The 26,021-nt window shown below is 66.6% G+C and carries 22 protein-coding genes and 1 pseudogene; 12 read left to right on the top strand and 11 right to left on the bottom strand.

The genetic code is table 11. The features are described from left to right. The 8 genes and pseudogenes from esxG to CYU59_RS25755 form a co-directional block, all read right to left on the bottom strand. Positions 1–105, bottom strand: a pseudogene (gene esxG, locus CYU59_RS25790) (type VII secretion system protein EsxG); the annotation flags it as partial. Between the two features lie 49 nt (positions 106–154). Next, on the bottom strand, positions 155–1,579 hold the full coding sequence (locus CYU59_RS25785; RefSeq protein WP_293004124.1) for a PPE family protein: 1,425 nt from the start codon (positions 1,577–1,579) through the stop codon (positions 155–157). Positions 1,580–1,581: 2 nt separating this feature from the next. After that, a complete protein-coding gene (locus CYU59_RS25780; protein WP_293004123.1) occupies positions 1,582–1,890 on the bottom strand; it encodes a PE family protein in 309 nt (102 codons plus the stop codon). Positions 1,891–1,914: 24 nt separating this feature from the next. Continuing rightward, the gene (gene eccCa / locus CYU59_RS25775; RefSeq protein WP_293004122.1) at positions 1,915–5,865 is read right to left on the bottom strand and encodes a type VII secretion protein EccCa; all 3,951 of its coding nucleotides are present in this window, start codon (positions 5,863–5,865) and stop codon (positions 1,915–1,917) included. Beyond that, entirely contained in the window at positions 5,862–7,433 is a 1,572-nt protein-coding gene (eccB, locus tag CYU59_RS25770; protein ID WP_293004121.1) for a type VII secretion protein EccB, read from the bottom strand. Before eccB ends, eccCa begins: the two co-directional genes overlap by 4 nt. Before the next feature lie 48 nt (positions 7,434–7,481). Beyond that, positions 7,482–9,323 (bottom strand): type VII secretion AAA-ATPase EccA, encoded by a 1,842-nt coding sequence (eccA, locus tag CYU59_RS25765; protein WP_293004120.1) that lies wholly within the window; start codon positions 9,321–9,323, stop codon positions 7,482–7,484. A gap of 269 nt (positions 9,324–9,592) precedes the next feature. Next, positions 9,593–10,498, bottom strand: a complete 906-nt coding sequence (locus CYU59_RS25760; RefSeq protein WP_293004119.1) for a class I SAM-dependent methyltransferase — start codon at positions 10,496–10,498, stop codon at positions 9,593–9,595. A 120-nt stretch (positions 10,499–10,618) separates the two neighbouring features. Beyond that, positions 10,619–11,512, bottom strand: a complete 894-nt coding sequence (locus CYU59_RS25755; protein WP_293004118.1) for an oxygenase MpaB family protein — start codon at positions 11,510–11,512, stop codon at positions 10,619–10,621. A gap of 79 nt (positions 11,513–11,591) precedes the next feature. On the opposite strand from CYU59_RS25755, the gene CYU59_RS25750 reads away from it, so the two are divergent. Beyond that, complete coding sequence (locus CYU59_RS25750; protein WP_293004117.1) at positions 11,592–12,224, top strand: TetR/AcrR family transcriptional regulator; 633 nt, start codon at positions 11,592–11,594, stop codon at positions 12,222–12,224. On the opposite strand, the gene CYU59_RS25745 is transcribed toward CYU59_RS25750, so the two are convergent. Beyond that, on the bottom strand, positions 12,225–12,800 hold the full coding sequence (locus CYU59_RS25745) for a VOC family protein (protein WP_293004131.1): 576 nt from the start codon (positions 12,798–12,800) through the stop codon (positions 12,225–12,227). A gap of 150 nt (positions 12,801–12,950) precedes the next feature. Here CYU59_RS25745 and CYU59_RS25740 point away from each other — a divergent pair, with 150 nt between their 5' ends. The 4 genes from CYU59_RS25740 to CYU59_RS25725 are packed head-to-tail and all read left to right on the top strand — an operon-like array spanning position 12,951 to position 17,907. After that, entirely contained in the window at positions 12,951–13,589 is a 639-nt protein-coding gene (locus CYU59_RS25740) for a TetR/AcrR family transcriptional regulator (protein ID WP_293004116.1), read from the top strand. Continuing rightward, a complete protein-coding gene (locus tag CYU59_RS25735) occupies positions 13,586–14,719 on the top strand; it encodes an alpha/beta hydrolase (protein WP_293004115.1) in 1,134 nt (377 codons plus the stop codon). Before CYU59_RS25740 ends, CYU59_RS25735 begins: the two co-directional genes overlap by 4 nt. Beyond that, a complete protein-coding gene (locus tag CYU59_RS25730; protein WP_293004114.1) occupies positions 14,695–15,660 on the top strand; it encodes a 2-hydroxyacid dehydrogenase in 966 nt (321 codons plus the stop codon). Before CYU59_RS25735 ends, CYU59_RS25730 begins: the two co-directional genes overlap by 25 nt. A gap of 48 nt (positions 15,661–15,708) precedes the next feature. After that, complete coding sequence (locus CYU59_RS25725; RefSeq protein ID WP_293004113.1) at positions 15,709–17,907, top strand: acyl-CoA dehydrogenase; 2,199 nt, start codon at positions 15,709–15,711, stop codon at positions 17,905–17,907. A gap of 126 nt (positions 17,908–18,033) precedes the next feature. Here the strand turns inward: CYU59_RS25725 and CYU59_RS25720 are convergent, their stop codons facing one another. Then, on the bottom strand, positions 18,034–18,423 hold the full coding sequence (locus CYU59_RS25720; protein ID WP_293004112.1) for a hypothetical protein: 390 nt from the start codon (positions 18,421–18,423) through the stop codon (positions 18,034–18,036). Positions 18,424–18,992: 569 nt separating this feature from the next. On the opposite strand from CYU59_RS25720, the gene CYU59_RS25715 reads away from it, so the two are divergent. Both CYU59_RS25715 and CYU59_RS25710 read left to right on the top strand, forming a co-directional pair. Then, positions 18,993–19,310 (top strand): hypothetical protein, encoded by a 318-nt coding sequence (locus CYU59_RS25715; RefSeq protein WP_293004111.1) that lies wholly within the window; start codon positions 18,993–18,995, stop codon positions 19,308–19,310. A 25-nt stretch (positions 19,311–19,335) separates the two neighbouring features. Beyond that, positions 19,336–19,845 (top strand): DinB family protein, encoded by a 510-nt coding sequence (locus CYU59_RS25710; protein ID WP_293004110.1) that lies wholly within the window; start codon positions 19,336–19,338, stop codon positions 19,843–19,845. Positions 19,846–19,919: 74 nt separating this feature from the next. Here the strand turns inward: CYU59_RS25710 and fadD2 are convergent, their stop codons facing one another. Continuing rightward, complete coding sequence (fadD2, locus tag CYU59_RS25705; RefSeq protein WP_293004109.1) at positions 19,920–21,608, bottom strand: long-chain-fatty-acid--CoA ligase FadD2; 1,689 nt, start codon at positions 21,606–21,608, stop codon at positions 19,920–19,922. Between the two features lie 66 nt (positions 21,609–21,674). Between fadD2 and CYU59_RS25700 the strand changes: the two genes are divergently transcribed. The 5 genes from CYU59_RS25700 (at position 21,675) to CYU59_RS25680 (ending at position 26,014) form a co-directional block, all read left to right on the top strand. After that, on the top strand, positions 21,675–22,904 hold the full coding sequence (locus tag CYU59_RS25700; protein WP_293004108.1) for a DNA polymerase domain-containing protein: 1,230 nt from the start codon (positions 21,675–21,677) through the stop codon (positions 22,902–22,904). 66 nt (positions 22,905–22,970) lie between these two features. Further along, positions 22,971–23,948, top strand: a complete 978-nt coding sequence (locus CYU59_RS25695) for an ABC transporter substrate-binding protein (protein WP_293004107.1) — start codon at positions 22,971–22,973, stop codon at positions 23,946–23,948. A 3-nt stretch (positions 23,949–23,951) separates the two neighbouring features. Then, positions 23,952–24,569 (top strand): allophanate hydrolase subunit 1, encoded by a 618-nt coding sequence (locus CYU59_RS25690; RefSeq protein WP_293004106.1) that lies wholly within the window; start codon positions 23,952–23,954, stop codon positions 24,567–24,569. Continuing rightward, positions 24,566–25,459 (top strand): 5-oxoprolinase/urea amidolyase family protein, encoded by an 894-nt coding sequence (locus tag CYU59_RS25685; RefSeq protein ID WP_293004105.1) that lies wholly within the window; start codon positions 24,566–24,568, stop codon positions 25,457–25,459. Before CYU59_RS25690 ends, CYU59_RS25685 begins: the two co-directional genes overlap by 4 nt. 9 nt (positions 25,460–25,468) lie before the next feature. Continuing rightward, a complete protein-coding gene (locus CYU59_RS25680) occupies positions 25,469–26,014 on the top strand; it encodes a GNAT family N-acetyltransferase (RefSeq protein ID WP_293004104.1) in 546 nt (181 codons plus the stop codon). Positions 26,015–26,021 lie beyond the last annotated feature (7 nt).

Genomic DNA, 26,021 nt, shown 5'->3' with positions numbered 1-26,021 from the left:
CTCCTGCTCGGCCTGACCAATCGTCGACCGCATCAAACCCGCCTTGGCACCAAACGCCGACTGCGACGCCACCAACTGCGGAATGTGAGCATCCAACAAACTCATCCCTGAAATCCCTTCCTCATTCGATTACCGTTGCCATACGTACACATGCTCAGCCGTGCTCCCCCTCCCCTTCCGATGTCTCCGGATCCCATGTGCCCGGCACCATCGGCATGCGCGGGCCACTTCCAAATCCGTTGCTGCTCAACGTCGCCAAGCCCGACGCTTCAGCAGAGCTGTCTTTCTCGACTGTGCCGGAAAAACCCAGCGCACCCGAACCGTTGCCCGATGCCACCGCCGCCGAGACCAGGTCACGATCGTCGCGGGCACCCCAGTCCGGGTTGACGTCGACATTCATGTCAGCGAATTCGTCTGCGTGATCGTGCATTTCGGCTCTGCGTCGCCGACGCGAGCGGGTTTTGTCCCGACTCACGGCGAATGCCGCTGCGGCCGCAGGGATGGCGCTACCCGGCGCCTTGTTCTCGTCGCGGTCGATGAGGGTCGGGCCTGGGTCCCCGCCCGGGTCCATACCGCCCACCATGTACGGGAAGCCGGCGGCCGGAGCGGCGGCCGGGGCCGCACCCCCCGCGGCGCCGGCCGCCGAGGAGGGAGCGGGAGTCGCCGCCGTGCCGGCCGCTGCTGGGGCCGTAACCACGACCGGAGATACCTGTTGAGCCGGCTGGGGTGCGGTCTGACCACCTGCGGGAGCCGTCAGCAACGGGAGCACCTCGGGGTTCGCCGTCAGCATCTGCAGTACGAACGGGATGACGACCGCCATGATGGAGCCGGCGATCAACAACGGATACGTGATTGCCGCACCGACGTTGCTGAAGACCTGGTAGGCGACAAAAAACAGTAACGGGAAGTAGGTGGCCGGGTTTGAGAAAATCGCGCTGAGCGTCCCACTCGGATCCTCGATGAGCTGAACCAACTGGTTGTAGATATCGAGGAAGAAGTCACCCGTCGGCGGCACGACGGCGGCTGGCGAGGCGTCGTTGGTCTTGAGCACCGGCGGTGCCACCTCGGTGCGCGGAGCCGACGCCAGCGACGCACCCGAGATCGCTTGATAGGTCGCCATCGTGGTGGCCGCCTGTATCCACATCCGGACGTAATCGGCTTCGTTGACCGCGATCGGAATTGTGTTGAGGCCGAAGAAGTTCGTCGCGATCAGCACGCCGTGAATGACGTGATTGGTCGCCAACTCCGGAATGGTCGGCATCGCGGCCAGAGCGGTCGTGTAAGCGGCCGCCGCGACCTCGTGCTGCGCCGCCGCGCCGGCACTGTTCGCGCTGGCTTCGGTGAGCCACGCCAAGAAGGGCAGATGCGCGCTCACGTATTCCTCGGCGCTCGGGCCCTGCCACGCGCCAGCCTGGACAGAGGCCAGCAGCGATGTGAGATCGCTTGCCGCCGAAGCGTATTCAGTGCTCAGCGCAGCCCAAGCACCCGCGGCCGCGAGTAGCGACCCGGGTCCAGGGCCGCTGCTGAGGAGCACGGAATGCACCTCAGGCGGCGAAGCCATCCACACCGGCGCTGTCATCGTCAGCTGCCGCCGCCCACATATGTCGCGGCGGCTGCGGCGTCACCGGCCGCATAGCTCACGCCGGATTCACCGACGCCCAGGCCGGCACGCCCGAGCTCCTCGACACCTTGGGCGGCCACCGCCTCGTGCTCGGCGCCCTGGGCGCTGAAGCCGGCGGCGGTCTGCAACGAGACCGGGTCAGCGGCGGACGGAACCACGGCCGTGATGGCCGGGGCGGCACCCGCGTGCGCGGCCGCCAGCCGGGCGGTGATCGCTTCGACGGCGGCGCTTGCCGACGCCAGACCTTCTGGAACAACTCGCAGTGTCATGACACCAACTCCTTTTGTTGAAACTCACCTGCCGCCGTCGACGGCGACGCTTTCGTCGACGAGCGGATTGACCAACTGGACGTATGTCGGGGTGTCGCTGTCGGCCAGCAGAATTGCCCGCCCGGGCGGCAGCCGATCGAAGCGCTGACCGCGGACTTTGCCGCCGTCCACCGGGTTGCCGGACAGCAGCAACGTGGTGGCTTGCAGGTCGCTGAACCGGCGCAGCAGCGGGCTGGTCATCAGCGCGTGTGCGGCGCCGCTGGCCCGGGCGGTGACGATGACCCGCAGCCCGAGATCTCCCGCCTGTGCCAGCAACCCGATCAGCGGTGTCCAAGGACGCTGTCCCACATAGGGTCCGGTCAACGCCGGCGAGTCCGGTATCTGGTCGACGTCGTCGATGATCAGGTAGTGCGTGTGCCCCTCGAATGACCACCCGGTCAGCTGCGACGCGTCCAGACCGGCCGGCGGTCGCCGCTTCTCGATGAGTCCGGCCAGACCGAGCATCGCCGGTGTCACCCGATCGATGTTGGCGGTGTACTCGTTGTCCGGGAACAGCGGCTCGTCGACGAGATGCAGTCGGCGGTCGATCACCGTGAAGGCGACGCGGTCCGGCGTCGAGTTGTCGCGGATCGTGCGGATGATGTGGCGCAGCAACGTCGTCTTGCCGCTCCGGGTGTCACCCAGCACCAACAACAGCGGATCCTGGGCGAAGTCGAGTTGGACCGCGGCCAGGTCTTCTTCGCGCTGCCCGATCACGATCCGATCGGCACCCCCGTACACCGGCTCGAGCGCATCCGGGCCCAGGTTCCGGGGCAGCAGCCGGACCGGTGGCGCGGCGATGCCCTCGTGCCGGGCGTTGATCGCAGCGACCTGGTCGAGCTCCGGCGCGGCGATCAGGAAGTGCTCGGCGGCCATGGTCAGACCACGACCCGGCTGGTCGGCCGGCACACCCTCGGCCGGACGGTGGAGCGCACCGACCACCCGGACATTGCTGTCCCGCGCGTCGTGCAGCTTGAGCTCCAGTCGCATTCCCAGGCCGTCCCGCATCGCCAGTGGCACCTCGAGCCAGCTCGGGGTGGTGGCGACCACGTGGATGCCGTAGGCCAAGCCGACGTTCACCAGCTCGGTCACCTTGCTCAGCAACGGGTTTCGGGTGTTGAACTGATCGGTGTTGTCCCGGCTGAACGCGTACAGGTTGTCGATGACCAGGAAGACCTGGCCCAGCCCGTCGTCCGGACCTTGCTTGTCGCGGAAGACTTCCCGCTCCTGTCGCGACCGCAGCAGCTGCTCCAGCTCCCCGAAGGTGCGACGGATCCGTTCCGGCTCCAGCGACGACGCCACGCTGCCGACGTGCGCCAGGTCTTCGAGCGTCCTCAGCTGGCCGCCGCCGTAGTCGAGGCAGTAGAAGCTGACCTCGCGGGGCGAGTGCAGGCTGGCGGCCGACAGGATGAACGTCTGCAGCGCAGTCGATTTACCGGACTTCGCGCCACCGTGGATCAACAGGTTGCCGGCCGAGGACCGCGCGTCGAACACCAACGAGTCGCGGCGCATCTGGAACGGCCGGTCGATCTCGCCCAGCGGCCAACGCCATTCGCCGCGAGGCACCGAGGCGCGCGCCAGCGCAGCACTCAGCGGGATGACCTCGTCGAGTGGCGGCAGCCACAGCTCGGGCGCCCGCGGGCCGAACCGCGCCAGCTGATCGCCGATGGTGGCGATCAGTTTGCGCGACGGCGCGATCGGCTCGTCGTGGCCGTTCTTGGCGATCACAGTGGTCTGGTCGGGTTCCACCCGGCCGGCCGTGAACAGCTTCGGCTCCGGAGCCGAGTGCACCACAAGCGTTTTCGGTGTCTGCGGTGGGTCGTAGATGCCGTCGACGTAGGTACTGCGGAACTTGATCGGCGCAGCACCGGGCGCGGGCACCAGGAAGCCAACTCCCTTGTGCTCCTTGCCCGCTTCGATGTGGTAGGCGTCCTCCACACCGATGATCGAGCGTGACACCGCGGGGCTGGCCACCTTCAGACCGATTCGGTACGAAGTGTTCTTGTCGATGTCCTTGATCTTGCCGACGTCCAAGGTCTGCGACGCGAACAGGATGTGGATCCGGAACGAACGTCCTTTGCGGGCAACGTAATCGAAGAGCTCCGCGTATTCGGGGTGGTCGGCCAGCATCAAGGTGAACTCGTCGGCCACGACGAACAGCGTCGGGATCGGCGCCAGGTCATGACCGGCCGCGATGGCGTTCTCGTATTCGGTCACCGAGTTGAACGCGCTGCCCTGGACCGCGCGCCCGGCCTCGCGGAGCAGCGTTTCCCGTCGCGCCACCTCACCGCGCAACGTGTCGGCGAACCGGTCGGCCAGCGACTTCTTCTCGGCCATGTTGGAGATCACCGCGACGACCTGCGGGAAGTGGCGGAAGATATCGGCGCCCGCCTCACCCTTGAAGTCGGCGTAGATCACGATCAGCCGATCGGCTGAATGGGTCGTCAACAGCGACAACAGGATCGACATCAACGTCTGCGACTTGCCGGCGCCGGTCATACCGATCATCAGGCCGTGCGGCCCCATCCCGCCCTCGGCCTCGTCCTTGAGGTCGAACATGAGCGGCTCACCGGTGGCCGTGACACCGATCGGCACCCGCAGTTCGTCGTCGCGGTGCCTCGGCGCCCACAACGTCGGGACGTCCAGGCGCGACGCGTCCGGAATTCCCAGCAGCGTCGTGAAGGTGGCACCGCGGGTGGCCGTCGACTGCAGACCGCTGTGGGTGGGATTGGAGTCCCAGCGGGACAGTCGGCGCGCGACATGCACCGCGTCGTCGACACCGAGGAAATCGGCGTGGTCGATGTAGCTCTGCCAGCCACCGGTCTGCCAGCGCTCGATCGCGCCGTTGGCAAACCGCAGGATGGGACGCTCGGGGTCGGAGTACTGCTCCCGGTGCGGTGCGGTGGTCGATCGGTAGACCACGGTGACCCCGGCCCGGGCGGCCGCCAGCGCAGAGGCGTTCAGGTCGTAGTCCGGGTCGTCGACGATGATCAGCAGGTGCCGCAGCGCATCACCCGAGCCGGCGGTGAACGCGGGGCGGTCGGACAACACCGGTCCGAGTAGCGCTGCCAGCTCGTCCGGCTTGCTGGACAGGTAGCGGGCCGGACCGACGCCGTCGGCCTCGGCCGGAATGTCCACGTGCGGAAGCCATTTCAGCCATGACCAGTCCGCTGACTCCAGGTCCGAAGTCGCGACCGCCACACCGAGCACGGTCGGGTCGTGCCACGTGACCGCCTGAGCCACCCAGGCCCGTAGTGCGCCACGGACGTCGTCCTCGTCACCGAGCACGGTGATCCGCGAGAGCTTGGTCAGGTCGATACCGGTCGGGACATCGCGCACCGTGCGTTGAGTGTCCAGCAGGCTGCGTAATGCGCTGTGCGACACCGGTTCGAGGTCGACCTCGTCGGCGGTGTCGTTGACCCGCAGCGCGGTGTCCAAGGCCGCCGAATGCACACCGGCCCGCACCACCAGGAAATCACCGTCCCGGGGGTCGCGCTCCCACTGCCGTCGCGATCCGGGGATCGCGGCCAGTTCCGCGGGTTCGGGATGCGACCATTCGGCCGCGGCGCGCTGAGCAGCCGCCTGCGCCCGGATGTTGTCCCGAATCACCGACAGGTAGCGCAGGTAGTCGGCGCGCTCGGCGTCGACCTCCTCGGTGCGCGATTTGTTGTCTCCCCCACGGAAGAACGCCGTCGCGGCCAGCAGCAGCACGAACGGGAAGAACAAGGTCTGCGGCGAGATGAGCCGCATGCCGGTGGCCACCATCGCGACGATCATCCCGACGATCAGCAGCACGATCACCACGGGCAGCGCGCGGCGCAGCAACGACGGCGGGATCACCCGCGGCAGTTCCGGCGGTGCCTCGATGTTGATGCTGCCCTTGCGGGTCACCGGCGAGGGCAGCCGGCGGCGGGCCTCGAAGATCAAGCGGCTCATCGGTTTTGCCCTTCGGCAGAAGTGCGACCAGGTCGGGAGTCAGGTGCCAGCCCGTCGTGCGCCAGCAGAGCGTCGGCTCTCGACAATGTCGGCCCGGGGGCATACAACGACAGGACCGACCACGGGATCGGAGTTGGTGGCGGCGTCAGCCCAAGGGCCTCCGCGGTTTTCGCGTGTCCGGTGACGCCACCCTGGGCGGCTTCGTTGTCGATGCCATAGCGAACACCGGTGTCGGAGACCCAGAACAGCGAACCGGCAGCAGGCGAGGAGGCGTTCTGACCGACCGTCTGCGCGAAGTACCCCGTCCCCGGAGCCATCGCGACACGGCTGGCTGTGCCGCCGGCGCCGGCGCCGACCAATTCCTGCGGGTGGATGGTGTCGGGAATCGGAAGCGCCGACCCGGCAAGGAGATTCAGCGAATTCGTACTGGCACCGGACTCTTTACTCCAGTGCGCGCAGGTGACCGGGTCATGCGTCACATCGAGCAGGCTGATCCGCTGCCCGGGGTAATGGGTGGTGTCCAGTTGCCGGGAAACCGGCAGTTTGGCCACCTTGTCGGCACCCAGTCGTGGCGGCTGATCGAGGCCGTAGGAGTTGGCGTTACGCAGGATCGCGGCGAGCACCGGCGAGATCTGCTGCAGGCCATCCGGCAGCACCGCGTAGTAGTCGACCGAATTGCTCTCCAGCCCATGCGATTCCACGACACCGCCGATCGGGGCGGGCACCGGGAACTTCGCCGGGGTGCCGGCATCGGGGATGACCGGAGGGGCCAGCGGAGGTGACTCCGGGATCGCGTTGAACAGGCCGGCTGCGATCTGGCGTGGAGTGTGAACCCCGTTCCCCAGTCCCAGCGCGCCGGTCACGGCGTGGTCGCCGAGATCGATCCGGCTGCGCCGGCCGTCCCACAGCACCCAGGTGCCGCTGGGGTTGCTGACCAGTACGGCTTTGCCGTCGCCGAGAGTCGCGGCGCGCGCGCCGCTGCTGTCCGGGGCACCGGCGATGACCGTCACGCCGGCGGCGGCACCGCTGGCCGCATCGCAGACCGTCCAGTCGGCGTCTTTGCGGGTGTTCTGCACCATCCGCTGCGGCGCGCCGGGGATGCCGATCAGGTTGCCGAGCGGAAACTTGTCCAGCTCAGTGCTTTTCACCTGCGTCGGGTTGGCCGGTTTTCCGGCGATCAGCCGGGCCGACGCCAGGTTGAGCACCGGATGCAACTGATCGCCCACCCGCACGTACAGCGCGGCCGTCGACCGGTCGGCCAGAATCGGGTTGTTCGCCGCCGACCCGTTCGGCCGTATCAGCGAGAAGACGAAGCAACCGACCAGCGCGGTGACCAACACGACGACGCCCATCAGAACCGCGCGCGTCTGAGTGCGCAGCGGATCGACGAGCATCCGGGTGTCGTGCAAAGCGACGCCAGAAGCGATGCGGCGCATGACAAATCGCCAGCCGGTCACCTGGTGGCGGGTGACGAAGCCACGGCGGTAGACGACTTTCTCCGGATTGTCGTTCTGCGGGGTACGCGAGGCGAACGAGCGCCGGTCGTCGGGCGCTTCACGCTCAGCCATTGACTCGGCTCCTCTTGATCGCTTCGGTGTACGTCATCGCCGGCGCGGTCATGCGGGCGTCTCCAGCCGAAGGCCTTCCAGCAGGGGCGGCACGGTGTTGGCCACGTCAGCGGCGGTGATCGTCACGAGCTCCTCATCGGTGAATTCACCGGTCTTCGCGTGTTCGGAGTGGTCCAACCGGAATTCCCGTTCTTCTTCTGACTTTTCGACGACGTTACGAACGAATCGGCCGTTACCGGCGATGTCGAGGCCCCGTCGTTCGACACCGACCGAATCGGCCTTGGTGGTGCTGGCCAGGTGAGCGAACAACGCCTCGAGATCGTCGAGCGCGGCCTGCTCGAACGCGCTGTCGCGTCGAGTCGCCATGAAGTTGGCGATCTCGATGAGCTCGGCCGGCTGATAAGACGGGAAGTCGATGGTGCGGGTGAACCGCGAGCGCAGACCCTGGTTGGTGTCCAGGAACCGGTCCAGGTCTGCCCGGTACCCCGCGATGATGACCACCAGGCGGTCACGGTCGTTTTCCATCCTGGCCAGCAAGGTGTCGATGGCCACCAACCCGAAGTCGTTCTTGGCGCCGGTGGCGACCAGTGCGTACGCCTCGTCCAGGAACAGCACACCGTCCAGAGCGCTGTCGATGATCGCGTTGGTCTTGGCTTCGGTCTCTCCGATGTGTTGACCGATCAGGTCGGCCCGGTGCACCTCTTTGATGTTCTCTTTCTTCAAAAGCCCCAGGCCGCAATAGATCTTCGCGACCACACGGGCGATCGTGGTCTTGCCGGTCCCGGGCGGGCCGGTGAACACCAGGTGGTGAGTGCGCTGCGCGACTTCGAGTCCGCGCTCCTTGCGAACCAGCTCCATGGCCACCGCGCTCTTGAGCCGCGCGACCTGATCCTTGACCTTCTCCAGTCCGATGAACTCGTCTAGTTCACGCTCGGCCTCGGACAACAGCACGGCTTTGCGCTCCTGCGCACCGGGGTCGACGAAGTCCCCGGGCTTGGGCTCGGTGCCGACATCCCAGGGATCGAGGCGGGCGCTGATGCGGTCCGACGTGGTGGGAACGATTCCGAAGCTGGTGTCCGTCAGAGCCTCTTCGACCTGAGCGTTTTCCGGGTTGGCGGCGTAGAGGTCCTGCAGCACCTCGCGGGCGGTGTCCTCGTCACCGTCGGCACGCAGCGACAGCGCCCGGGCGAGTGCACCGTCGACCGCTGCGACGGCGACCGGGCCTTCCGGCTCCTCGAGGTAAGCCAGCGCCGCGGCAAACATGCCGAGGCGGGCCAGCGCGATTCCGAGGGCGATCTTCGCGGCGTGGGCGAAGTGCTCGTCGAGCTTGGCGTCGTTGACGATCGGGGACAGCAGTTTGACCACGTCCGCCCACCGCTCAGCGCGGTAGTGGATGGTCGTGGCTACCCAGCGCGCCTCGTTCGAACTCGGCTTGCGCCGGCTGACCGCGGAGACCAGATCGTGGGCTTCGGCAAACCGACCCGCGCCGGCGAGAGCCGACGCGTAGGCCAGATGGAAGTCGTCAGGCTCAGTGGCTCGGAACTTGAGGTACAGCCCGGTGTCGTAACGGAATCCGAGCGCCCCCTCGGGCAGTTCGACCCGGCGCCGCAAGACACCCGCCGTCGCAGCATTGTGCGAAATCGCTTCCAGCACAGGAAGAGACGTGTCACCGGCGGCAGCCAGCCCGACCCAGGCGTCGGCCTGATCGTGAGCGATGCGAACCAGACCGCTGAATCCGGAACGGGCTGCGGCCAAGTCCGCCGGCCGGGTCCGGTCGTACACGGTCAGCCCGAGCGCCCGGCTACAGGTCGCGAAGCGGCTCGCTACATCATCGTCAACCCGGGCCGTAGTAGGCCGGGTTGCGACGGCGCCGGTTTCAGCGGTTTCCACGCCTCAGTCTCCCCTTCGGACGTAGTATTGCCTAAGCTAACTTCGGGCGAAGTTAGCATCACACATGCTATGTGTCGAGACGCACGTAACGGGTGGATACGTGGTCTCGTTCGTCGACGCTCGGCGACGACGAAAACCCAGGTCAGTCGTCAAAATCGCCTCCGCTGCGAACTTTTCGCCAGCGTGGAGACAATTGTCTACATTCCCCGCACGCCGGTCGCTTATTGAAAATGACTGTCATTAGCAGGGAACTGTACGCCATCGGGTGTTCACCGTTTCACCGCCCTGACCAAAGTGTTGCGGGCAATCATCGGCCCGGCCTCGGTGTCCGGCCCCGGCACCGGCCGACCCACCTCGCCCAGATATTCGGCCAGCGGCGTCGCGACGGCGTCCCATCCGTTGTCCTCGAACCACTGCTCCGCCGGCGCGTGCCGCTCGTTGTAGACCAACTGGAAGAACAGCCGGTCGTCCCCCGCGGCCTGGGCCGCACGCTCGGCCTCCACCGCGGCTTCGAACGCCTCGGCCGGCATGGGCGCGCCGTCCTCGACGGCGACATGACTGCCTGCGCTGGCCAGCGCGTCGATGCCGGTGAACAATTGCTGCTGGGCGGCGGCGGGCAGATAGATCAGCAAGCCCTCGGCGATCCACGCGGACGGCTGGGACGCGTCGAAACCGCTGTCGCGCAATGCCTGTGGCCAGTCCTCACGGAGGTCGATGGCGATCTCGCGCCGCTCGGCGTTGGGTGAGGCGCCTTGATCGTCGAGCACCTCGCGCTTGAAATCGAGCACCTGCGGACGATCCAGCTCGAAGATCGTCGTGCCATCCGGCCAGGACAGCCGGTAGGCGCGCGAGTCCAGGCCCGCGGCCAAGATCACCACTTGCCGGGCACCGGCCTCGGCGGCCCGGCGGAAGTACTCGTCGAAGAACTTGGTGCGAGCGCCCTGGAAGTTGACGAAGTTCTCGCCGAAATCGGCCGTCCTGAGCTGGTGTTCGGGATCCTTGCCGTCCAGCACGTCGGCAGCGGAACCGCCCACCGCGCGACAGAAGACCTCGGCATAGGGATCGACGGCCAACGGATTCGGCTTCTGCGCTTCCAGCGCTCGGGCGGTGGCCACGAACAAGGCGGTCGAACCGACGCTCGTCGTGATGTCCCAATTGTCGTCGTCAGTACGCACGGCAACCGACCCTACGCGCGCCCAGCAGCGCGCCGACGTCGACCAATTCAGCCACGACGGAATTGAATACGACATTGCGTCGTAGATACAAGACCCCGTCCCGGTAGGGGGTATTCGCCGCTACACCAACGGGCGGCCGGCCTTGATCCGCCGATCCAGGTCCCACAGTAGGACGTTGAACGGAAACCGCCGGACGAACCGCGGCATCGCGTTGTTCAGCGTGCGAAGGCCGGCGATCACCCGGTCGAAACGGCGCTGGGAGGCGGCATCCCAGGCGAACTGCATCTCGTCGCGGAACCGCTGCGGCAGAAACCCCGCGGTCAGTAGCAGACCGAGCTTCTCGGGTTGCCTGCGAAGGGCATCGGGCAGTCGCAGCTTCTGTATGCGCCCCACCGCAATGGGATACAGAAAGCCGCGGACGGCGTCGTCGATGTGGACCTTGTCGAGTTGGGCGGCCCAGTAGCGGTCGAACGCCGGTCGGTCCGCGGGCCACATCTCCGGCGGCACCTGCAGCGTGGATCCGAGCACCACCGCTTCCTGGTAGTGGCGGTCGGCTTCGTCGTGGTCCATCTCGCCGATGAACAGCCGGTAGAAGTCCACTCCGCCCTTGTAGAGACAGGCCGCCACCCACAACTGCAGATCGTGGTCGAATGCGTTGTACTGCACCGGGCTGTCGGGAGTCGAATACACCTGGGCATGGGCGCGATTCACGGCGCGGCGGAACGCGGCCTTCTGGATGTCGCTGCCGGCCATTGCGACCGCGAGGTAGGTGAACGTGGTGCGAGCCCGCTTGATCGGATGCAGGTCGATGCGTCCGCTCTCCACCCGGCTCTCCATCACGCCGTAGCCCACCCCCGGGCGGGCCAACTGCATGATCACGTTGGCCGGACCGAGTAGCAACGCCATCCCCATCAGGGTGTCGTCGAGTTGTGGTGTGCGCTTCCGTCGACGGCCGCTGATCGGCGGCTCGCTGACCGGACGCTCGACATGCCTCGTGGGTTCACTGACCGTCATAGCCCCGCCTGCCGCTAATTCTGAGAACGCTTGTTTCCTGATTTTGCAGGGCGGTTAGACCGGTGTCAAGATGGAGACCATGGCCTCCGCCCCGACGACACGACCGCGGCCCTACCGTGGCGTCGACGCCGCCGAGCGGCTGGCGAGCCGACGGGCCGGATTGCTGCAGGCCGGGCTCGATCTACTGGGCGGCGACCAAGCCCCGGAGTTGACGGTGCGGGCCGTCTGCCGGCAGGCCGGCCTGGCTGCCCGCTATTTCTACGAAAGCTTCACCGACAAAGACGAATTCGTCGCCTCGGTATTCGACTGGGTGATCGCCGAGATGGCTGCCACCACTCAGGCGGCAGTCGCCTCAGCGCCGCCCGAGGAACACACCCGCGCCGGTATGGCCAACATCGTCCACACCATCAGTGGCGATCCGCGGGTGGGGCGACTGTTGTTCAGCGCGCAACCGGCCAACGCGGTCCTGGTGCGCAAGCGAGTCGAGTCCAGCGCGCTGTTCGCAATGCTCTCCGGCCAGTACGTCGAGAACGCGCTGCGAGTGCCCGAAAACGACCGGATCAAGGCCGCCGCGCATTTCGTGGTCGGCGGGGTGGGGCAGACGATCGGCGCATGGCTGGCCGGCGACGTGCGGCTCGATCCCGAGCAGCTGGTCGATCACCTCGCGTCGCTGCTCGACGGTCTGGCCGACCCGAATCTGTACCGCGACTGACTAATGCGCAGCCGGAATGTGGCGATCGGCCGACGTCCTGGGCACCGCCTGTACGTCGCTTTCGGTGAATTCCTTGATCCAGCAAGCAAATTCGAGCGTGATCCCGTCGGGATCCTGGAAGTAGAACGACCGTACGTAGACCCCGGGATGCACCGCGGCCGCCACCTGACGCTCGCTCTCGTCGTGGTTGAGCACCGGCCCGACCCGCACGCCCTTGTCCTTGAGCCGCTGCCGGTAGCCGTCGAATTTCTCGGCCGGCACGTGAAACGCCAAGTGGTTCATGGTGCTCACGGCGCTGGTGATCTCACCGATGCCCGGAATGGCCGCCGGCGACGACAACCCCGGCACTCGATCGGGCGCGTCGGCGAACCAGAAGAACGCAACGCAGTCGCCGTTGCCGGCGTCGAAGAAGAAGTGCTGCCCCATCCCGCCGGGCAGGTCGAGCGACTTGACCAGCGGCATGCCCAGGACGTTGGTGTAGAAGTCCACCGTGCGGGCCATGTCCGAACACACCAGTGCGACATGGTTGATGCCGCCGAGGTCGAATTCGGAGTTCGGGTTGTGCGGCTTGATCATCCCCGGGCTCCCGTCCGTCGGCATCGAGCTTCGCTGGTTCCGTGGCGGAGATCTGAATCTGAACCTAACATCAGATTCAGGTCTATTCCAGTGAATCCGCCGTCCCGGGGGTCGCAACGATCCCGCAGCCACGACGAAGGAGGCCCGTCGGTGCCTACTGTGTCCGACCCTCCGGCTCACCGCGCGCCGCTACCGACGACCCGGGGCCGTCGGACACACGCCGCCATCAACGCCGCCGCCCGATCGGTGATCGCGCGTAAAGGCTTTCTGGCCACCACGATCGCCGACATCACCGCCGAGGCCGGGTGTTCGACGGCGTCGTTCTACAACTACTACGACTCGAAGGAGGCGATGGTCGGCGAATGGGCACTGAGGTTTCGCAACGAAGTCAGCGAACGGGCGAAACCGGTTACCCAGCACGGCCTGTCGATCCGAGAGCGCGCCTTCCAGGCCGCGGCGGCACACTGGCACACCTACAAGCATCGGCTCGCGGAGATGATCAGCGTCTCGCAGCTGGCGATGATCAACGACGACTTCGCCCAGTACTGGGCTGAAATCTGTGCCATCCCAACCTCGTTCATCACCGAGATGGTGCGGCGCGCTCAAGCCGACGGTTACTGCGCGGGTGACGATCCGCGCTTGATCGCGGTGGCGATCGTCGCGATGCTGAACCAGTTCTGCTATCTGCAATTGACCAGCCCGACCGGCGAACCCGACGACCAAGCTTGCATCGCCACGCTGGCGAATATCTTTTACCGCGCCATCTACCACCAGGAGGCCGCTGAGTGAGTCGTACCGCCGGCACGCCCGGGGTTGTCCGGGAATTCATCGGTCTACCGTCGCCAACCGGTCGACGCGCAGGTGCGGGCGGGCACCCGTGCCAAGGCCTCTATCACCGTGGCGTCGGACGCAAGCCGAAGGTCGCGGTGATCGCCACCCACTACCAAATCGACTTCTCCGAGCACTATCTCGCCGACTACCTGGCCACTCGGGGCATCGGATTCCTGGGCTGGAACACCCGCTTCCGCGGATTCGAGAGCAGCTTTCTGCTCGACCACGCGCTGGTCGACATCGGCGTCGGAGTGCGCTGGCTACGCGAGACCCAGGCGGTGGAAAGGGTTGTGCTGCTGGGCAATTCCGGCGGAGGCTCGCTGATGGCCGCCTACCAGGCACAGGCCACCGACCCGCACGTGACGGCGACGCCCGGCATGCGGCCGGCCGCGGGGCTGACCGACCTGCTGCCCGCCGACGGTTACGTGGCCAGTGCGGCACACCCGGGACGGCCGGACGTGTTGACCGCGTGGATGGACGGCTCCGTCGTCGACGAGAACGACCCGATCGCCACGAACCCGGACCTGGATCTGTTCGACGAGCGCAACGGACCACCGTTTTCCGCGGACTTTCTCAAACGCTACCGCTCTGCGCAGGTCGCCCGTAACAACGCGATCACCGACTGGGCCGAAGCCGAGTTGAAACGTGTTCGCGCCGCTGGCTTTTCGGATCGACCATTCAGTGTGATGCGGACGTGGGCCGACCCGCGGATGGTCGACCCGACGATCGAGCCGACTCATCGCCAGCCCAACTTCTGCTACGCGGGCTTACCCGCCAAGGCCAACCGCTCGGCACACGGCATTGCCGCCGCCTGCACCCTGCGCGGCTGGCTGGCCATGTGGAGCCTGCGTACCGCTCAGACGCGGGCCGAGCCGCACCTGGCCCGGATCGGCTGTCCCGCTCTGGTGATCAACGCCGAGGCGGACACCGGCGTGTTCCCGTCCGACGCGCAGCGGATCCACGACGCGCTGGCCAGCGCCGACAAATCGCAGGTATCCATCGACACCGACCACTACTTCACCACCCCGGGTGCACGTAGCGAGCAGGCCGACACCATCGCCAAATGGATTGCCAAGCGGTGGCGCTGAGAGTCCTCGCCCACTTCGATCCGGGCCCGAAAGTTCTGGATTTCCTTGCGACCGAGACTGATTGGCTCGATATCGTCTGGTGCCCCGATGACGAGACGTTTTACCGCGAGCTACCCGACGCCGAGGTGATCTGGCACGTACTGCGGCCGCTGTCGGAGTCCGACCTGAGCCGCGCCAACCGGACGCGGCTGGTGCACAAATTCGGCGCCGGGGTCAACACCGTCGACGTCGAGGCCGCCACCAGGCAGGGCATCGCGGTGGCGAACATGCCCGGCGCCAACGCACCCTCGGTCGCCGAGGGCACGCTGTTGCTGATGCTGGCGGCTTTGCGCCGGCTGCCGGTGCTCGACCGGGCCACTCGCCTCGGCCGCGGCTGGCCGTCCGATCCGCAGCTCGGTGAGACCGTTCGCGACATCGGCGCCTGCACCGTCGGATTGGTCGGTTACGGCAACGTCGCCAAGCAGGTCGCGGGAATCCTCGCCGCGATGGGCGCGACGGTGCTGCACACCAGCACGACCGACGACGGGCTTTCGAGCTGGCGGCCGCTGCGCGAGTTGCTCGCCGACAGCGACATCGTCTCGCTGCACCTGCCGTTGACCGCGGATACCGATGGTCTTATCGACCGGGCCGCGATAGCGGGGATGAAGGCCGGCGCGGTACTGGTCAACACCTCGCGTGGGCCGATCGTCGACGAGGCGGCTCTTGCGGAGGCACTGCGCGACGGGCGGCTGACCGCGGCCGGGCTGGACGTCTTCGGCGCCGAGCCCGTCGCGGCGGACAACCCGCTGTTGGAGCTCGACAACGTGGTGCTCACCCCGCATGTCACCTGGTACACCGTCGACACCATGCGGCGCTATCTGGTCGAGGCCGTCGCCAATTGCCGCCGGCTGCGGGACGGCGAGCCACTGGCCCATGTGGTCAACCAACCCACCGGTTGTTAGCTTGGGGGACGAGCTGGCACAGCTCGCTGAATTCGAGGAAGGCGACCAATGCCGATCGCAATCAATCCTGAACACCAAGACCTGGCCGACTCGGTGCGTGCACTTGTCTCTCGGGTGGCGCCATCGGAGGTCCTGCACGCCGCACTCGAGACGCCGATCGACAATCCGCCGCCGTACTGGCAGGCCGCGGCCGACCAGGGCCTCCAGGGAGTTCACCTCGCCGAATCCGTTGGCGGACAAGGGTTCGGAATCCTGGAGCTCGCCATCACGCTGGCCGAGTTCGGCTACGGGGCCGTGCCCGGGCCATTCGTTCCGTCAGCGATCGCGAGCGCGCTGATCGCCGCGCACGACCCCGACGCCAAGATCCTGGCCGACCTGGCGTCCGGGTCCGCGATCGCGGCGTACGCACTGGACTCGGCACTGACCGCCACCCGGCAGGGCGCTTCCCTGGTGATCCGCGGCGAGGCCCGAGCGGTGCCGGCCGCGGCGCAAGCGTCGCTGCTGGTGTTGCCGGTGGCGATCGACAGCGGCGAAGAGTGGGTGGTGCTGCAGTCCGACCAACTCGAGATCGAACCCGTCGCCGGCGTCGACCCGCTGCGACCCATCGCCCACGTGCGCGCCAACGCCGTCGAGGTCTCCGATGAGGTCGCGCTGAGCAGCCTCGACGCGGTAGGAGCCCGGGCGCTGATCTCGACGCTGCTGTCGGCCGAAGCCGTCGGGGTGGCGCGGTGGGCCACCGACACCGCGTCGGAATACGCCAAGATCCGCGAGCAGTTCGGTCGGCCGATCGGGCAGTTCCAAGCCGTCAAGCACAAGTGCTCGGAGATGATCGCCGACACCGAGCGCGCGACGGCCGCCGTATGGGACGCCGCGCGCGCGGTAGACCAGGCTCGCGAAAACGACTGGGACACTGAGGCTGCCAAGGTCGAGTTCGCTGCCGCAGTGGCGGCGACGCTGGCGCCGGCGGCCGCCCAGCGTTGCGCCCAGGACTGCATTCAGGTGCACGGTGGCATCGGGTTCACCTGGGAGCACGACACGAACGTCTACTACCGCCGGGCACTGGTGATCGCCGCCGGCTTCGGACGTAAGACCGAGTACCCCCAGCGGGTTGTCGACACCGCCACCAGCACCGGAATGCGCACCCTCGATATCGACCTGGACCCCGACACCGAGAAGGTGCGCGACGAGATCCGCGCGGAAGTCTCCGCGCTGAAGGACATCTCACGCGACGACCGCACCACCGCGATCGCCGAGGGCGGCTGGGTGCTGCCCTATCTGCCCAAACCATGGGGCCGTGACGCGAACCCCGTCGAGCAGATCATCATCGCCCAGGAATTCAACACCGGGCGGGTCCGGCGGCCACCGCTCGGTATCGCGGCATGGATCGTGCCGTCGATTGTGGCGTTCGGCACCGACGAACAGAAGCAGCGCTTTCTGCCGCCCACCTTCCGCGGCGAAATGATCTGGTGCCAGCTGTTTTCCGAGCCCGGCGCCGGATCAGACCTGGCCGGCTTGAGCACCAAGGCGACCAAGGTCGACGGCGGCTGGCGTATCACCGGTCAGAAGATCTGGACCACCGCGGCGCAGTTCTCGCAGTGGGGCGCGCTGCTGGCCAGGACGGACCCCAGTGCACCCAAACACAACGGCATCACGTATTTCCTGCTGGACATGAAAAGTGAGGGCGTCGAGGTCAAGCCGCTACGCGAACTGACCGGCGGAGCGATGTTCAACACCGTCTTCATCGACGACGTGTTCGTGCCCGACGAACTGGTGCTCGGTGAGGTCGACCGCGGCTGGGAGGTCAGCCGCAATACCCTGACCGCAGAACGGGTTTCGATCGGCAGCAGCGAGGCGCCGTTCCTGGCCAGCCTCGATCAGTTCGTCGAGTTCGTCCGCGACGGGCACTTCGACCAGATCGCACAGAACCGCGCCGGTCAGTTGATCGCCGAAGGGCACGCCGCCAAGCTGCTCAACCTGCGCTCGACGTTGTTGACGCTGGCGGGTGGAGACGCGATGCCGTCGGCCGCCATCTCCAAGCTGTTGTCGATGCGCACCGGGCAGGGCTACGCCGAATTCGGGTTGTCCTCATTCGGTGCCGAGGGAGCGATCGGAGATCCCGGCCAGCCGTCCGGGAAGTGGGCGGAATACCTGCTGGCCAGCCGCGCGACCACTATCTACGGCGGCACGTCGGAGGTCCAGCTCAACATCATCGCCGAGCGACTTCTGGGTCTTCCTCGCGACCCGTAGGCCCGCCCACCACGAAGTTCACGCCGACCTGACGGAGCTCAGATCGGCGTGAACTTTTTGTGAGGGGGCGGCTGGCCCCGTTTGTCCAAGAACGGGGCCAGCCTTATTCCCCCTGGTTACTGGGGGTCACCACCAACGGTGGTGACCACCCCAGAAGCCTGGGTGGCCCCAGAAGCCGTGGTGCCCGAGTCCCCAACCGCGGTGCCCCCAGCCCCAGTGGTGACCCCAACCGCCGTGTCCCAGACCCCACCCGTGGTGGTGTCCACCCCAGAAGCCCCGGTGTCCCCAGAAGCCGTGGTGACCGAAGCCGGGGATGTGAGGACCGTGGTGGCCGAAGCCGGGTACGTGAGGCCGTAGCGGCATCGGCGCGATGTACGCCGGGCCGACTGCCGGGATCGGCGCTGCCGGGGCAGCGTTGGCTGCGGGCGCCGCGCCTAAGAACATTGCGCCGGCCACCGCGCCTGCGCCGACTGCGCTCGCGGCGAAGCGGCGGGCTGAAGAGAGTGAGAACGACATTCGATTGCTCCTTCGTCATCTGGTGACTGACACCGAGAACGCTAAGGCCTGATGCTTAGCAAACGATAAATAAAGCGATTAAATCGCCTGAGAATGTCGTTTTAGCCTTTGACCAGCTAATTCATTGTCTTCAGGCCCTATCCTCCAGAAAACACCATTGTGTACGTACTGCTTCCAGTAGGTCCTGAACTGTGGTTCTACTGGTGTCAGTACCTACTGCAATCGGTATCTATCCTGCTAGACAGCAATATCAGCAGCTACTGAAGTCAGTGAAGACGCATACCAGTAATTGCGGAAGCACTCATTCCATTATTTGTGATTATCCGACATTATCTATCGGTTGAGGAGGTTTGAGCGAATTGCTTTTCGCGAAATCGCTACGTCTATTGAATAGTAGTTACTCTGATGCAGCAATGGCGAGACGTAGGGGGTTCACCGGCGGGACCGGACCGGTACGGCGCGGCGCCACCGCAAGGCGCGGCGCGCCGTCACTGCGAGATGCGCCTTTGACCGACATACTCGGTTCCTGATGTACTGAAAGCTCACGTCAACTGAAGGTCGTTCAGCCGATGGATTCCAGCTCCCCGTCGTTTCGAGCCAAACCGCCCAGCCGCGCTGATGCCTCAGCGCAGACCGAGCGCTTCTCGAGCATCCGGCAGAAATTCGATGACAAGAAACCCAGCCCCCGTGGCCAGCGCACCCGTCGTACCGTCGACCTCTCCCCCGCCACCCACCGGGCGCTCGACATCTGGCAGCGAGAGGCCGCCGACCGACTCGGATACGCGCGAGTCACCGGACAGGAAGTGATCTCCGCACTCATCGAGCTGCTGCTGTCAGACGCGAAGCTGTCCGCCGAAGTGACGCGGAGTATCCGCGACCGTCGCTGACGCCGGCGGTGCTAGCTTCGCCGACATGGCAGAAACTCAGTGGACCAATCGGCGTGAGCAGGGTGTCACCGGCGAACGCGCCACGTTGGAAGCCTTTCTCGACGACTACCGAGACATCCTGATAAGCAAGGTTTCCGGCCTGTCCGACGCCGACGCTCGTCGACATCTCGTCACGTCGGCCACCACCGTGGGCGGGTTGGTCAAACACCTGCGCTGGGCGGAGTACGGCTGGTTCGACCAGTTCCTACAGGGCCGACTGGACGACAACCGTCGCACGCATGACCGGGCCTGGGAGTTCGACATGCAGCCCGACGATTCACTGCCGAGCCTGATCACCGAATACCGGACGCAATGCGAGGAATCCCGTCGCATTGCCGCGCAATATCCGCTCGACCACGAGCTGCGCCACGGGCGACTCGGCACCACGGTGTCGCTGCGCTGGATCTATCTGCACATGATCCAGGAGATCGCCCGGCACACCGGCCAGATCGACATCCTGCGAGAGCAGCTCGACGGCAGCACCGGATTCGAGTAAACGACCGCCGGACAGAAAGCAGGGCTGCGGTTGTCCCGAATACGCAGCCCTGACTTCTGTTTCGCGATCCCCGGCTAGTCGGCGTCGGCGTCGGCGTCCATTTCACGCAGCTCGCGCTTGAGGATCTTTCCGGTCGGGTTACGCGGTAGCTCGTCGAGGAAGATCACCTCACGCGGCACCTTGTACTTGGCCAGCTGGTCCTTCACATGCTTCTTGACGGCGTCCTCGTCGAGGCTCGCGTTGTTCTTCTTGACGACGAAGGCCCGCAGCCGGTGACCCCACTCCTTGTCCTCGACGCCGATCGCGGTGGCCTCCACGACGTCGGGATGGCCGCTGATGCAGTCCTCCACTTCGGCCGGAAAGACGTTCTCCCCGCCGGAGACGATCATCTCGTCGTCGCGGCCACTGATGTAGAGCAGACCCTTCTCGTCGAAGTAGCCGACGTCGCCCGAGGACAGCAAACCGTCGATGATCTGCTTGTTGCCGCCGCCGGTGTAACCCTCGAACGGGAAGCTGGTGCCGACGAAAATCCGGCCCACCTCGCCCTGCGGCAGCTCCTTGCCGTTGTCGTCGTAGATCCTGACCTTCACGCCCTTGACCGGCGGCCCGGCCGTGGTGGAGTTGTACTCCAAGTGCTCGGGCCCGGCGATCGTGGCGAACGCGATCTCGGTGGAGCCATACATGTTGTAGACGACCGGACCGATGTCCTTCAACGCCCGCTCGGCGACATCGGCGCCCAGCGCCGAACCCGAGACGAAGATGATCCGCAGGCTGGACAGGTCGGGCTTGCTGTCGATCTTCTCCAGCGCCTCGAGCATCCGCGACAGCATCACCGGCACCACGACAACCGCACTCACCTTGTGCTTCTCGATGTCCTCGAACACCTGCTCCGGCTTGAACTTGCTGTGCAACACCAGCGTCGACCCCAGGAACATGCCGATGGTGGCGTGCAGAAATCCCAGGGCGTGGAACATCGGCGCCGGCAGCGAAGTCACTTCGTTGGCCTTGAACGGGACGTGCGACAGGATTCCGCCGATCGGCGCCAGGGTCGGCGGGGTGCTGCGGTTCGCCCCCTTCGGCGTACCGGTGGTTCCGCTGGTCAGGATGATGATCGAGGAATGCTTGCTGGCTTTCGGCGCCGCCGACCTGCTGTTGGCGGCGACCAGGTCGGCCAGGGTCTCGTCGGTGCTGCCGGAGTCCTCGCCGTCCGGGTTGGTGGGAAGTGCCCGCAGTTTGCCCAGCGGCGGATCGGCTTTGCTGACGTCTTCGGTGTACTCGTCGTCGTAAATGATCAGCTTGGCGCCCTCGCGCTCAGACACCTCCTTGATCTGCGGGCCGGAGAACGAGCTGTTGAGCAGAATGATCCGGGCCCCGACCCGTGCGCAGCCGAACTCGGCGATGGCGAACCACCGATGGTTGCGCGCCAGGATCGCCACCCCGTCGCCGCCCTTGACGCCTTTGGCGAGCAAGCCGTGGGCGACAGCGTTCGCGGCCTCGTCGAGCTCCTGATAGGTCAGCTCGCCGTCGTCGTCGATGATCGCGGCGCGATCGGGCGTGCGCCGCGCGTTGAACGACGGCAGCATCCCGATTTCGCCCCACTTCGCGATCTCGGCGGCCATCGCGGCGTAGTTCAGTGGGTTCTCCAACCTGAACGTGCCGGATTCGATGATCTTGCGGAGATAGTGCAGCTCGGACAGGCCGCGTTCGGCGTATTGCTGGACCTTGGCTACCGCCTGCCCAGGCAGATCGATCGGATTTGGCATGTCGTCCACCCTATGTGACGTAGGTCGCACGGCGGTCGGAACGCTGTGCCGAATTAGCATGTGCCCATGGCTCCGGTGTCGCTAAACGTCGGCGGACGCCAGGTCGAGGTCACCCACCCCGACAAGGTGGTCTTCCCAGACCGGGACGGGCAGACCGGTCTCACCAAGCTGGACCTGATCCACTACTATCTGGCGGTCGCCGACGGCGCCCTGCGCGGAGTGGCAGGGCGGCCGATGATCCTCAAGCGTTTCGTCAAGGGCATCGACCAGGAGGCCGTTTTCCAGAAGCGCGCCCCGGAGAAGCGGCCCGACTGGGTCGACGTCGCCGAATTGCGTTACGCACGAGGCACCTCGGCCAAAGAGGCGGTTCTCCATGACGCGGCCGGACTGGCCTGGGCGATCAATCTGGGCTGCGTCGACCTCAATCCGCACCCCGTGCTCGCCGACGATCTGGAGCATCCCGACGAACTGCGCGTCGATCTGGACCCGATGCCCGGCGTGACGTGGCCGCAGATCGTCGACGTGGCACAGGTGGCGCGCGAGGTGCTCGAGGATCATGGGCTTACCGCCTGGCCCAAGACGTCCGGCTCGCGCGGTTTCCACATCTACGCGCGCATCGCACCGAACTGGTCGTTCCGGCACGTGCGGCTCGCTGCCCAGACGGTGGCCCGCGAGGTGGAACGACGCGCACCCGAACTGGCCACCAGCCGGTGGTGGAAAGAAGAACGCGAGGGCGTCTTCGTCGACTTCAATCAGAACGCCAAAGACCGCACTGTCGCATCGGCGTACTCGGTGCGGGCCACCCCGGATGCGCGGGTGTCCACACCCTTGGCGTGGGACGAGGTTGCCGGCTGCAACCCCGCCGACTTCACCGTGCGGACAGTGCCGCAGCGGTTCGCCGGCATCGGCGACCCATGGGCCGGGATGGACGATTCCGCCGGTGGTCTCGACCAATTGCTTACGCTCGCTGAGGAACTCGGCCCCGCGGAGAAAGCGCCGAAGGGTGCGCGGCGAGACGGGTCGGGGCGACGCCAATCGGTGATGCCGCTGATCGAGGTCGCCCGCACCAAGACCAAGGATGAAGCGATGGCCGCATTGGACACCTGGCGCGAGCGTCATCCCGCGGCGGCCGAGCGTCTGCAGCCGGCGGACGTACTGGTCGACGGCATGCGCGGACCGAGCTCGATCTGGTACCGGATCCGGATCAACCTGCAGCATGTGCCGGACGACCAGCGCCCGCCGCAGGAGGATCTGATTGCCGACTACAGCCCTTGGCCGAGTCGGCCGACGCCGTGACCGCGCGAGGTCCGATCAGCGGGCTATCGATACACGCTCTGCATCCTCGCCCGTTAGGCTCACGCCATGGGCGAGGACTGGAATCGGCGCGGGTTCCTGCGCGCCGGCGCGACAGCCGGCCTGCTGGTGCTCGCGGGCTGCTCCTCGGATAAGTCCCCGCCCGCCGGGGGCGGGCGTGACGGGCCGGTCACCATCACCCACGTCTTCGGTGAGACGACCATCCCGCAGCCGCCGAAGCGAGTGGTCAGTGCGGGTTTCACCGGGCAGGACGATCTGCTGGCGCTCGGGGTCGTCCCGATCGCGGTGACCAACTGGTTCGGCGACCAGCCGTTCGGCGTGTGGCCGTGGGCCCAGCCCAAACTCGGCGCTGCCAAACCCGTTGTGCTGAGTCTGGACAACGGGATTCAGGTCAAGCAGATCTCGACGCTCAAACCCGACCTGATCGTCGCCACCGACGCGGGACTGGATCAGGACACCTACCAGAAGCTGGCCGCGATCGCGCCGACGCTGGCGCAGTCCGACGGTGAGGCGTTCTTCGAACCCTGGAAAGAGCAGGCCAAAGCCATCGGCCAGGCGGTCTTCCAGGCCGGCCAGGTCGCCTCGCTGATCGACGGCGTCGACAAGGCATTCGCCGGCGTCGCGGACAAATATCAACAGTTCAAGAACAAGCGGGTACTGCTGCTGCAGGGCAGGCTGCATGACGACAACGTGGTGGCGACCACCGGCTGGCAAACCGATTTCCTCACCCAGATGGGTCTGGCGATCCCCGACAGCCTCGGCTCGCTGGCCGTCGATCAGCGGCGCGCTTTCATCCCCCGCGACAAGGTCAAGTCCGTCCTCGGAGACACCGACCTGTTGATCTGGACGACCGAAAACGACCAGGACCGGGCCGCCCTGCTCGCCAATCATGATGTGGCAGAACATCGTTCGCGCAGCATATTCACCACCAAGGAGCAGGCCGGAGCAATCGCGTACGCGTCACCGCTGAGCTATCCGCTGGTGGCCGAGCAGCTGCCCCCGCTGATCGCCGGCATCCTGCGCTAGAACGTGACCGTTCTCGACTACGGAGACCAGGCGCTGTTGTTGCAATTCGACAGCACCGCCGAGGTTTTGGCGTGGGCCGCCGAGTTGCGTGCGGCCGCTCTGCCTGAGGTGCTCGACATTGTCCCGGCCGCGCGCACAGTGCTGCTGGGGCTCGACGGCCCCGGCCGGCAGGCCGCGGTCCGCCGTCGGCTCGCCGCGCTGCGGGTGACACCCGGCGCGGCGGCGACCATGTCGGGTGAGCCATTGGTGATCGACGTCGAGTACGACGGTGCCGACCTCGACGAGGTAGCCGGTCTGACCGGCCTGACCACCGCCGAAGTGATCGCCGCACACACCGCGAAGCCATGGCTTGTCGGATTCTGCGGATTCGCACCGGGTTTCGCGTATCTGGTCGGCGGTGACCCGCGCCTGGCCGTGCCGCGTCGGGCCGAGCCGCGTACCTCCGTTCCAGCCGGCGCGGTCGCGCTGGCCGGAGAATTCACCGGCATCTATCCGCGCTCCTCCCCCGGCGGATGGCAGGTGATCGGTCACACCGATGCCGCGCTATGGAACCTCGATCGACCCGAACCGGCGTTGCTGACGCCGGGCGTCGGGGTGCAATTCCGGGCCACTCGGACATGACGACGCTAGAGGTCCTGTCCACCGGGCCACTGGCCATCGTCGAGGACCTCGGTCGGCCCGGGTTCGCCCACCTGGGCGTCACCCGGTCCGGGGCCGCCGATCGGCGCGCCCACGCGCTGGCCAACCGACTGGTGGCCAACCCGGACGACCGGGCCACCATCGAGGTGACAATGGGCGGATTCGCCGCGCGCGTCCGCGGCGGTGGCGCCGACATCGCGGTCACCGGCGCCGACGCTCACGCGAGGGTCGGCTCGACCCGGTTCGGCGCCAACAGCATTCAGCACATACCCGACGGCCAGGTGGTCACGCTGGGCATCCCGCAGACCGGGCTGCGCAGCTACCTGGCGGTGCGCGGGGGCATCGACGCCACCCCGGTCCTCGGATCCCGCAGCTATGACGTGCTGTCGGGAATCGGCCCGGCGCCGCTGCGGCCCGGCGACGTGCTGGCGATCGGAGCGCACGCCGAGCAGTACCCCGAGCTGGACCAGGCGCCCGTCGCGCCGATCACCGGTCAACTCGTGGAACTGATGGTCATACCCGGCCCCCGCGACGACTGGATCGCCGACGTCGACGCCCTGGTGCACACCGACTGGACCACCTCCGAGCGCAGCGACCGCGTCGGCATGCGGCTGCAGGGACGACCTTTGACGCACCGCGACCCGGGTCGACAGCTGCCCAGCGAGGGCGCCGTCCGTGGCGCGATCCAGTTGCCACCCAACGGATTACCGGTCATCCTCGGCCCCGATCACCCGGTCACAGGCGGTTACCCGGTAGTCGGCGTGGTCGCCGATGCCGACATCGACAAGGTTGCGCAGGTGCGACCCGGCCAATCGGTCCGGCTGCGCTGGTCGCGACCCGGAGGTCTGGCGGCGATGCAGTCGAACTGGTAGACCAGCAGTGTGCCTACCCAGGTTCACACCGCCCGCCTGGTCCACACCGCCGACCTGGAGTCCGACGCGCGGCAGCGCGCGCACGAGATGGTCAGCAAGGCGTTCGCCGGCGACTTCTCCGAGACAGACTGGGACCACGCCCTCGGCGGCATGCACGCGCTGGTCTGGCACCATGGCGCGATCATCGCGCACGGTGCCGTCGTGCAGCGCCGTCTGCTCTATCAAGGTGTTGCCTTGCGCTGTGGCTACGTCGAAGCCGTTGCGGTACGGGAGGATTGGCGCGGCCAGGGTCTGGCGATAGCGATACTCGACGCGTGTGAGCAGGTGATCCGTGGGGGTTATCAGCTGGGCGCGCTGAGTTCGTCGGACCGGGGACGACGGTTGTATGCGCTGCGCGGCTGGCTGCCCTGGCGCGGCCCGACTTCGGTGTTGGCGCCCACCGGCCCTATCCGTACTCCCGAGGACGACGGCTCGGTGTTCGTCTTCCCGCCGGAGGACGGGCTGGACGTGGCCGCGCCGCTGGCCTGCGACTGGCGCGACGGCGACGTCTGGTAGAGCTGCT

The organism is Mycobacterium sp. (assembly GCF_002863225.1).
GTDB lineage: Bacteria > Actinomycetota > Actinomycetes > Mycobacteriales > Mycobacteriaceae > Mycobacterium.
This window is presented reverse-complemented; position numbering and strand designations above follow the sequence as displayed.